The organism is Bilophila wadsworthia ATCC 49260 (assembly GCF_000701705.1).
Classification (GTDB): Bacteria; Desulfobacterota; Desulfovibrionia; order Desulfovibrionales; family Desulfovibrionaceae; genus Bilophila; species Bilophila wadsworthia.
Window position 1 is genome coordinate 1 of the sequence record NZ_JNJP01000107.1, and the last position, 9,592, is coordinate 9,592.

A 9,592-nucleotide genomic window follows, 5' to 3' on the forward strand; every position below is an offset into this window, starting at 1 on the left:
GGGGTTTGGGGAGGGGGAAGGGCCCCTTTTAGGGGCCCTTCCCCCTCCCCAAAGGCTTCGCCCTACGCCCCGAGATAGGCTTCCTGAATGCTCGGGTTGGCGAGGAGATGGGCGGCGGTGTCTTCCATGACAACGCGCCCAAGCTCCAGCACATACCCTCGGGTCGCCAATTTGAGCGCGGCGCGGGCGTTCTGTTCCACAATAAGAATGGTCACGCCGGACTGGTTGATGGCGCGGATCGTCTCAAAGATGGACTTCACGAGCAGGGGGGCGAGGCCGAGCGAAGGCTCATCCAGCAACAGCAGCTTGGGCTGGCCCATGAGCGCACGCCCGATGGCCAGCATCTGCTGTTCGCCGCCGGAAAGCGTCCCGGCAAGCTGATCCTTGCGCTCGTGCAGACGGGGGAACAGATCAAAAATCCAGTCCAGCGTCTGCTCGGCCTTTTCCTTGTCCCCCACGGTGAACGCACCGAGGCGCAGGTTTTCGAGCACGGTGAGCACCCCGAATACCCGGCGGCCTTCGGGCGACTGGGTCAACCCGCGCCGCACCACTTCATGGCTCGGCAGGGTGTGCAGATCCTCTCCCTGAAAACGAACCGCGCCGCCGGAAGCCCGCACAAGCCCGCTGATGGTCAGCAGGGTCGTGGTTTTTCCGGCGCCATTCGCACCAAGGATACTCACGATTTCGCCTTCGTCAACGCGCAGGCTCACGCCGTGCAGCACTTCTTCCGTGCCGTACCCGGCTTGCAGATTTTCGACTTCCAGAAACATCCGAACTCCCGGATCGTCCGTTTACAGACGGGAAAAACATATCCCCCCCACCTCCATTACGAAAAATTTAGGAGGGAGGGGATGGGGTTCGGGGAAGGGGAGGGAAGCCCTTTTTAAAGGGTTCCCTCCCCTTCCCCGATTCTCTCTAATCATCCTGCCCCAAATAGGCTTCAATAACTTTAGGATCGCGGCGCACGACGTCGGGCGAACCGCTGGCGATAAGCGAACCGTACTCAAGTACAAGGAGCTTCTCGCACACCTTCATGACGAGGCCCATGTCGTGCTCGATGAGCAGAACCGTCACCCCCCGCTGGCGGATGGCGTAGATAAGCTCGATGAGCACCGCCGTTTCGGGGTCGTTCATGCTCCCGGCGGGCTCGTCGAGAATGATGAGCTTGGGATCGGAGGCCAGCGCACGGGCGATTTCGAGCAGGCGCTGGTTGCCGTAAGACAGGCTCCCGGCCTCCTCGGCATAACTATCGGCAAGGCCGACGAACTCCAGCTCGTTCATGGCCCGCTCAAGGGCGGCCCGCTCCTCGCGGCGCTGCGCCGGGGTGTGGAACATGGAGCCGATGATCCCGCTGTGCATCCGGCAATGGCGGCCCGCAAGGACGTTCTCCACCAGCGGCAGCGTGGGGAACAGGCGGATGGACTGGAACGTCCGGGCAATGCCGAGGCCCACGATGGTATGCGGCTTCATGCCCTTGATGGACTGCCCGGCGAACCGGATGTCGCCGCCGTCCGGAACGTAGTTGCCCGTGATCAGGTTGAACACCGTGGTCTTGCCCGCACCGTTGGGGCCGATGAGCCCCACGATGCTGCCCTGCTCCACGTCAAAGGACACTTCGTTCACGGCGGTCAGGCCGCCGAAAATCTTGGTCACGGTCTGCAAAGAGAGAAGGCTCATGCCGCGCCCTCCTTCCGGGCCGTCCGGGGAGCGACCGGCGAGCTGAAATCACGCGTGCGCCGCAACAGCCGCCGCACATCGTACCGGCGCGGCGAAGGCGGCAGAAGCCCCTGCGGGCGCACCACCATCATGATCATCATGGCAAGGCCGAAGACGAGCATACGGGCGCTGGCGAAGTCACGGAACATTTCCGGCAGGGCCACGATGAGGAACGTGCCGAGCAAGACGCCGATCTGGCTGCCGCCGGAGAGGATGACCACGGCAAAGACCACCACCGATTCCCAAAAGGTAAACGAACTCGGGGAAATGATGGTCATCTTGGCGGCAAAGAGGTTCCCGGCCATGCCCGCCCAGAACGCGCCGATGACGAAGGCCATGAGCTTCAGGTGCGCCACGTCCATGCCGCAGCCCTCGGCGGCGGTGTCGTCTTCCTTGATGCAGTTCAACGCGCGGCCGAAACGCGACTCGGAAAGCCAATGGAACAGCAGCACGGTAAGCCCGACCATGATCCAGATGAGGTAGTAGAACTGGATGGCCTTGCGGATCTTGATGCCGAAAAGTTCAGGACGGGCGATGCCGAAAATGCCGTTCGCGCCGCCGGTCAGGCCGAACACGTCGTTGATCAGGGCGATGCGGACGATTTCCACGATGCCGATGGTCACGATGAGCAGGTAGTCGCCGCGCAGGTGGATGATGGGCCGGGCCACGATCAGCGCGAACAGCGCCGCCGCCGCGCCCGCCACGGGGATGAGCAGCAGGATGGGGATCTGGTAGTGCGTATTCAGGATCGCGGTCACATACGCGCCCACGGCATAGAACGCCGCGTGCCCCATGTGGAAGATCCCCGCCTGCCCGAGGATGACGTTCAGGGAGAGCGCCAGCAGCGCGTACAGGCCCACGTTGACGGCCACTTCGGTCCAATAGGTGTTCATGCCGAGCGGCAACACCGCCACAAGGACGGCGACCAGCACGGGGTAATAGCGTTTGAACAGGCTCATAACTTGTCGGCCACCCTTTCACCGAGGAGGCCGGTGGGCCTGATGATGAGAATGAGGATGAGCACGAGGAAGGCAATGGCGTCCTTCCACGCCATGGCGAGATACGACGCGCCGAGCGCCTCGATCACGCCGAGCAGCAGCCCGCCGATCATGGCTCCGGGGATGTTCCCGATGCCGCCGAGGATGGCCGCGGTGAACGCCTTGAGGCCGTAGGACCAGCCCATCGTAAAGTCGATCTGCCCGTAGTACGTGCCCACCATAACCCCGGCGACGCCGCCGAGCCCCGCGCCGATGAAGAACACCAGCGAGATCACGCGGTCCACGTTGATGCCCATGAGCCGGGCCGCGCCCTGATCGATGGCGACGGCGCGGATGGCGGTCCCCATACGGGTGCGGTTGATGAAGGCGTACAACGCCAGCATGAGCACCAGCGAACTGACGATGACGATGACGCGCATCAACGGCACGTTCAGCCCGAAGATATTGAACGTCAGCGTGGGAATGAGGTTTTCCGGGTAGACGTAGACGCGCGCGCCGTAGATGAGCATGACAGCGTTCTGGAAGACGATGGACGCGCCAAGGGCGGACACCACGGCGGCAAGGCGGTTGGCCTTGCGCAGCGGACGGTAGGCCACCCGCTCCAGCGCGACGCCGAGCAGGGCCACCAGACCGAACACGATGATCACCACAAGCCCCACCGCCAGTACGGGCGTCATGCTTCCGGAGAGGCCGCCGGACACAAGCAGAGTCATTCCGAGATACGCCCCGATGGTGAAAATGTCGCCGTGCGCGAAGTTGATCAGCTTCAACACGCCGTACACCATCGTATAGCCGAGCGCGACGAGGGCATAAATGCCGCCCACGGCAAGGCCATTGATGAGCTGCTGTAAAAATTCGTTCATATCATCAGGAGGTTTGATAAAGGATTGAAGCGGACGGAAGCGGAACTCCCGAACCCGGAACCTTATGGCCCCGGCCCGCCGTGTCGGAAGCCCCAGACACGGAAGCACGGCGACCGGGGAACCCCGTCACCGTACCCAAGAAAAGAAGCCGAAACTTCTGAGGCTCCCGGAAGGCATCCTCCCGGGAGCCGAAAACCTTACTTCTGAAGCACGAACCCGCCGTTGCCGTCCACTTCGTAGACCTTGTAAAGGTCGCCGATGCGGTCGCCCTTTTCGTTGAAGCCGAGCTTGCCGGTCAGGCCGGGATATTCCTTGAGATCCTTCTTGAGGTACTTGGCCACGGCTTCCGGATTGGCATCCGTCCCGGCCTGGAGCGCCGCGACGATGACTTTGAAGGCGTCGCCGGCCAGCACGGACCACACGGAACTCGGCAGGCTGTTGTACTGCGCCTTGTAGCGGGAGAAGAAATCCTTGGCTTCGGGGGTATCGAAGTCGTGGGCGGACGGCGGGCTGATGAAGAAATAGCCCTTGGCGGCATCCTTGCCCGCGATCTTCACGAGGTCGGTATTGTTGGCGGCGTCGCCGCCCATCATGGGCACGTCCCAATGCATTTCCTTCTTCTGGCGGAGCAGCATACCCGCTTCGGGGTAATAGCCGGTGAAGAAGATGAGGTCGGGATCGGCGGCCTTCAGCTTGGTGAGGATGGCGGTGTAGTCGCGCTCGCTCGGGGTCAGGGCGTCGTAGAACACCACAGGCACGCCCGCGTCCTTGAGGCCCTTCTGCGCTTCTTCGGCGAGGCCCTTGGCGTAGGAGGAATTGTCGTGCAGGATGGCGACCTTCTTGAAGCCCTTGGCGGCAATGACCTTGCTGGCCACGCGGCCCTGTTCGTCATCGCGGGGGCAGGTGCGGAAGAAAAGGGGAAGGCCCTTTTCCGTCAGGCGCACGCTGGTGGACCCCGTGGCGATCTGCATGATTTCGGCTTCGTCGATGATGTTCTGGGAAGCCTCGGTCACGGCGGAACCGTACGTCCCGATGACCGCCATTACCCCGGCGGAGGCCAGCTTCTGGGCGGCGAGGGAGGCCGTGCGCGGATCGCCCGCGTCGTCTTCCACAATCAGCTCGATCTGCTTGCCGTTGATGCCGCCCGCCTTGTTCACTTCCGAAACGAGCAGGCTCACGATCTGCTGCATGTCCTGGCCTTCGCTGGCCCACTTGCCGGTAAGCGGGCACATCAGGCCGATGCGGATAGCGTCCGCGGCAAAGGAGGGACCGGCCGCCAGCATGAGCATGGCGGCGACAAGCATCAGTTTTTTCACAAGATTGTTCATGCTTTCCCCTGAGAAATGGAACGTTTTTCGGATGGGACGACGGGGCGGGACGGCCGGGGCCCTGCTTTTCCGAAAGAAACAGACGGCATCCCGCATGGTGCCAAGCATCTACCGTACAACAAAATAAGGAAAAACGGAACCCGCTCCGGGCACGTCATCCGCCCCGTTTTTCGCCGGATCGCCGCGTCGGGCAGGGCAAAAGGGGCCGCCCGGGCCTGCGCACCGCCGAAAGCTACGGATGAGAGTACAAAAATTCGTCCCTTGATTTGTAGAAAATGAGACTATATGTTCAGTGCAATGTACGATTTTCCCTTAGAGGTGCCCTGTGCTGATCCGTTGCCCTGAATGCCGGTTTGAACGCCAGATAGACGAGAACGCCATTCCCGCCAATGCGGCGATGGCGACCTGCCCGCATTGCCAATACCGTTTCCGTTTCCGCAACCCGGACGGAACGCCCGTTGTCGACGAGACGCCCGCAGCCGCTCCCGCCCCGCAAACGGCTCCCGCCGGGCGCCCCCTGCCTCCGGATTTGGACGGCGACGATCCGCTGCCGCCCGGAGCGATGGTCCCCCGTATTCCGGGCGACCATGACGCCTCCGCGCCGACTCCCGAGGTCCCCGAAGCCGAGCCCCAAAAGGGCCAGCCGGCCCCCCCGCAAAACGTTGCGGAAAAGCGCTCCGACTTCTGGAACAATTTCCAGAAGAAACGCGACGGGGAAAGCAAGGGCAAAGGCGGCATCGCAGCCGCCATGCATGTCGACGGCACCGACGTCCCGTGGGAAGAGCCCAAGCGCTACAACCTCTTCATGGCCCTTTACCAGACCATCCTGCGGGTGATGTTCAACGCGCCCCGCTTCTTCGCCGCCCTGCCCGCCACCAACGGCAAACTGACCCGCCCGCTCGTGTTCTACCTCATCCTCGGCATGTTCCAGACCCTCGTCGAGCGCATGTGGTACCTCATGAGCATTCAGGCCAGCGGGCCTTCCATCACCGACCCCAAATTGCAGGAAGTCCTCGGCGACGTGGCACAGAGCATGAGCCTGCCCCTGACCATCCTCCTGACGCCGGGCATCCTTGCCATCCAGCTCTGTTTCTTCGCGTCGGTCTTTTACCTCATGCTGCGGCTCGTACAGCCGGAAAACGTCCAGTTCCGCACGGTGTTCCGGGTCATCGCCTACAGCGCCGCGCCCACCGTGGTCTGCATCGTCCCTCTGGTCGGCCCGCTCGTGGGCAGCATCTGGTTCGGCGTCTGCTGCTTCATCGGATGCAAGTACTCCATGCGCCTGCCGTGGTCCCGCACCGGGCTGGCCCTCGGCCCGCTCTACCTCATCGCGTTCGCCATCGGTATGCAGCTTATCCGGCAGTTCCTGAGCATGAGCGCCTAAAAAAATACCGTATTGGGGAAGGAAGGGAAAACGTTTCTGGAGAAAAGGGAAGCCCCCACGCTTTTCCTCCCTTCCCCAAACCTGCCACGCGGAGCCCTTCCCTCCCTTTCTTAAAGGCTTTTGTGTTTCTCGAATCCCTGTCCGCAGCGCGCCCCAAAGCGGACTCTTTGGGGAACGGTATGCATTTCAGCGTGGAAAGGTTCCAGCACGCTTCGTCCCCGCATAAAAAACACCGCTCACGGCTCTTTTTCCTTCTTCAAACCTCTTTTTGCGAGTCTTGAACAGCAAAAAACCGCCCTCCGAATGATTACGGACGGGCGGTTTCTCCCTTTTCTCAAGGGGGATAGCCTTTTCTTCCGCTTTTCGGCATAACAGGATCCCCCGGACGGCAAACGTCATCTCCGAAACGACGCCTGACGCCCGCAACGCCTCTCGGAAGGAGACAGGGGAAACGTTCCTCCCCGCAATGCCCATGAAAAGAAAAACGAAAGTCCGGATCGCAAGATTCACCCGGCAAGTGCCTATCCTCCGCGAAATGCAGGCCCTGCGCAACGAAAGCGTGCTCCGCCTCGTCGTGCAGGCGGCCTTTGTCGGCGGCTGCACCGGAGGCGTCATCGGCGTGTTCCGCTGGCTCTATGATCACGGCAACGCGTGGATCGTCTCCACGCTCAGGCACGGCGCGGATGATCTCGCCACAGCGCTGATCGTCTTCGGCACGCTCATCCTGCTGGCGCTCATCGTGGGCCAGATGGTCAGGAAGGAGCCCCTCATCAGCGGCAGCGGCATCCCCCAGACGGAATTGGCGCTGGCCGGGCAGCTTCCCTATCCGGGATTCCGCATTGTAGCCTCCAAATTCGTCGGGACACTGCTGTCCCTGTCAGGCGGCCTCTCCGTGGGGCGCGAGGGCCCGAGCATCCAGATGGGCGCGGCCGTGGGCTGCGGTTTCGGACGGATCTTTCAAAAACTGACCGGCGAAGATCCGGGCCATGCCCCGCGCTTTCTCATCGCGGGCAGCGTCGCCGGGCTTGCCGCCGCCTTCGGCGCACCGTTCGCGGGGATGCTGTTCGCTTTTGAAGAGGTCAAAACCATCGTGACCGTGCCGCTGCTGCTGTTCACCGGCGTGGCCTCATTCTCCGCATGGTTCGTCATCACGATCCTGTTCGGCTTCGGGCTGGTGTTCCCCTTCTCGTCCATCCCATCCCTTGACTGGGGGCAGATGTGGCTCCCCGTGCTGTTCGGCGTGGGGACGGGGCTGTTCAGCGCCCTCTACAATACCGCCCTGCTCCGCGTGACGGAATTCCATGACCACCAAAAACTGGTCCCGGCCCCCCTCAAGCCGCTCCTGCCCTTCCTGCTCAGCGGTGTCCTGTTGTACGTCTATCCGCAGGTGCTCGTGGGCCTCGGCTATTCCACAGCCGATCTCGGCGGGCTCACGCCCAACGGCCCGCTCCTGCTCGGCTCGGTGGCGCTCCTCCTGTTCGTCAAGATCATCTTCTCCATCCTGAGCTTCGCCTCCGGCGTGCCCGGCGGCCTGCTCATGCCCATGCTCGCCATCGGCAGCATGGTCGGCGCCGTGGGCGGGACCCTGCTCATCGGAAACGGTTTTTCCGCCGAACCGCAGCTTCCCGCGTATCTCGTGCTCGGCATGGCCGGCCTGTTCTCGGGCACGGTGCGGGCGCCCCTCACCGGCACGGCGCTGGTCGCGGAAATGTCCGGCGCGTTCCAGTGTCTGCCCGAAATGGCCATCGTCGCCTTCATCTCCACGGTCGTCGCCAACGGGGTCGGCTCGCCCCCGGTATACGACTCTCTGAAACGCCGCATCCTCGTGAACAAAAACGCCTCATCAAAAATCGAATAACAATTGGATATACTTCATTTTTTAAAAAAGGGCTTGCATTATTCCAAATAAATACGCTAAGCAAGACCTTTCCCTGAATTCCAAACAGTACGGAGCATGATGACATGACCCGCAAAGACCGCACCGAAGGCATCTACAACCGCCGCGAAGTGCTCGACGAGAGCGAACGCCGCCAGTATTGCCTGATCCAGCTCAAGGACCTGCTCTCCTACGCCTACAGATATTCTGAAGACGTCAAGAAACGCTTTGACCGCGCCCAGTTCAACGTGGAGAAGTTCAAGACCCTTTCCGACATCAAGCACATCCCGCTGCTGAAAAAGAAAGAGCTCATCTTCCTCCAGTCCATCGGCCCCCGCCTCGGCGGCCTGCTGACCAAGGACATCGGCGAACTGAAGCGCATCTTCCTCTCGCCCGGCCCCATCTTCGACCCCGAAGACCGCATGGACGACTACTGGGGATACACCGAAGCCTTTTATTCCGTAGGGTTCCGCCCCGGAGACGTGGTTCAGGTAACCTTCAACTATCACCTGTCCCCGGCCGGGCTGATGTTTGAAGAGCCACTGCGCAACCTCGGCTGCGCCTCCATCCCGGCGGGCCCGACCGATCCCGGCACCCAGCTCGACATCATGCAGAAGCTGCGCGTGTCCGGCTACGTGGGCACGGCGAGCTACCTGATGCACCTCGCCCAGAAGGCCGAGGAAAAGGGCATCAACCTGCGCAAGGATCTCTTTCAGGAAGTGGCTTTCGTCACCGGCGAACGCCTCTCCGAAAAGATGCGCAACCAGCTCGAAAAGAAGTTCGACATCATCCTTCGCCAGGGCTACGGCACGGCCGACGTGGGCTGCATCGGCTACGAGTGCTTCCACAAGACCGGCCTGCACATCTCGAACCGCTGCTACGTGGAAATCTGCCATCCCGACACCGGCATCCCGTTGAAGGACGGCGAAGTGGGCGAAATCGTCGTGACCTCGTTCAACAAGACGTACCCGCTCATCCGCCTTGCCACGGGCGACCTGTCCTACATCGATCGCGCCCCCTGCGCCTGCGGGCGTACCAGCCCGCGCCTCGGCAGCATCGTGGGCCGCGTGGACACCACCGCCCGCATCAAGGGCATGTTCGTCTACCCCCATCAGGTGGAACAGGTCATGGCCCGCTTCGAGGATATCAAGCGTTGGCAGATCGAGGTCATCAACCCCGGCGGCATCGACGAGATGATCCTCTATGTGGAAGCCAGCAACTTCCATCAGGAAGACGAGCTGCTGCACCTCTTCCGCGAACGCATCAAGCTACGTCCGGAACTCAAGGTGCTTGCCCCCGGCACGCTGCCTCCGCAGATCAAGCCCATCGAAGACAAGCGCGAATGGGATTAGTTTCCGTAGAGTGCTGAATGTGGGGGAGGGGAGAGGGAAACTTTCTGAAGAAAGTTTCCCTCTCCCCTCCCCCAC

The 9,592-nt window shown here is 62.0% G+C and carries 8 protein-coding genes; 3 read left to right on the plus strand and 5 right to left on the minus strand.

What is annotated here, in order from left to right; genetic code table 11:
* Positions 1-62 precede the first annotated feature (62 nt).
* The 5 genes from T370_RS0119590 to T370_RS0119610 form a co-directional block, all read right to left on the minus strand.
* Positions 63-770: an ABC transporter ATP-binding protein gene (locus T370_RS0119590; protein ID WP_009733394.1), complete on the minus strand. Its 708-nt coding sequence runs from the start codon at positions 768-770 to the stop codon at positions 63-65.
* Between the two features lie 145 nt (positions 771-915).
* Complete coding sequence (locus T370_RS0119595) at positions 916-1,677, minus strand: ABC transporter ATP-binding protein (RefSeq protein WP_005024956.1); 762 nt, start codon at positions 1,675-1,677, stop codon at positions 916-918.
* A complete protein-coding gene (locus T370_RS0119600) occupies positions 1,674-2,675 on the minus strand; it encodes a branched-chain amino acid ABC transporter permease (RefSeq protein ID WP_005024953.1) in 1,002 nt (333 codons plus the stop codon). The genes T370_RS0119595 and T370_RS0119600 overlap by 4 nt, the downstream gene beginning before the upstream one ends.
* On the minus strand, positions 2,672-3,577 hold the full coding sequence (locus tag T370_RS0119605) for a branched-chain amino acid ABC transporter permease (RefSeq protein ID WP_005024950.1): 906 nt from the start codon (positions 3,575-3,577) through the stop codon (positions 2,672-2,674). The genes T370_RS0119600 and T370_RS0119605 overlap by 4 nt, the downstream gene beginning before the upstream one ends.
* Positions 3,578-3,774: 197 nt before the next feature.
* On the minus strand, positions 3,775-4,905 hold the full coding sequence (locus tag T370_RS0119610; RefSeq protein WP_029436741.1) for a branched-chain amino acid ABC transporter substrate-binding protein: 1,131 nt from the start codon (positions 4,903-4,905) through the stop codon (positions 3,775-3,777).
* A 325-nt stretch (positions 4,906-5,230) separates the two neighbouring features.
* Here T370_RS0119610 and T370_RS0119615 point away from each other — a divergent pair, with 325 nt between their 5' ends.
* The 3 genes from T370_RS0119615 (at position 5,231) to T370_RS0119630 (ending at position 9,517) form a co-directional block, all read left to right on the plus strand.
* A complete protein-coding gene (locus T370_RS0119615) occupies positions 5,231-6,289 on the plus strand; it encodes a YIP1 family protein (protein WP_029436742.1) in 1,059 nt (352 codons plus the stop codon).
* 472 nt (positions 6,290-6,761) lie between these two features.
* The gene (locus T370_RS0119625) at positions 6,762-8,147 is read left to right on the plus strand and encodes a chloride channel protein (RefSeq protein WP_227329129.1); all 1,386 of its coding nucleotides are present in this window, start codon (positions 6,762-6,764) and stop codon (positions 8,145-8,147) included.
* 104 nt (positions 8,148-8,251) lie between these two features.
* On the plus strand, positions 8,252-9,517 hold the full coding sequence (locus tag T370_RS0119630; RefSeq protein ID WP_005024941.1) for a phenylacetate--CoA ligase family protein: 1,266 nt from the start codon (positions 8,252-8,254) through the stop codon (positions 9,515-9,517).
* Positions 9,518-9,592 lie beyond the last annotated feature (75 nt).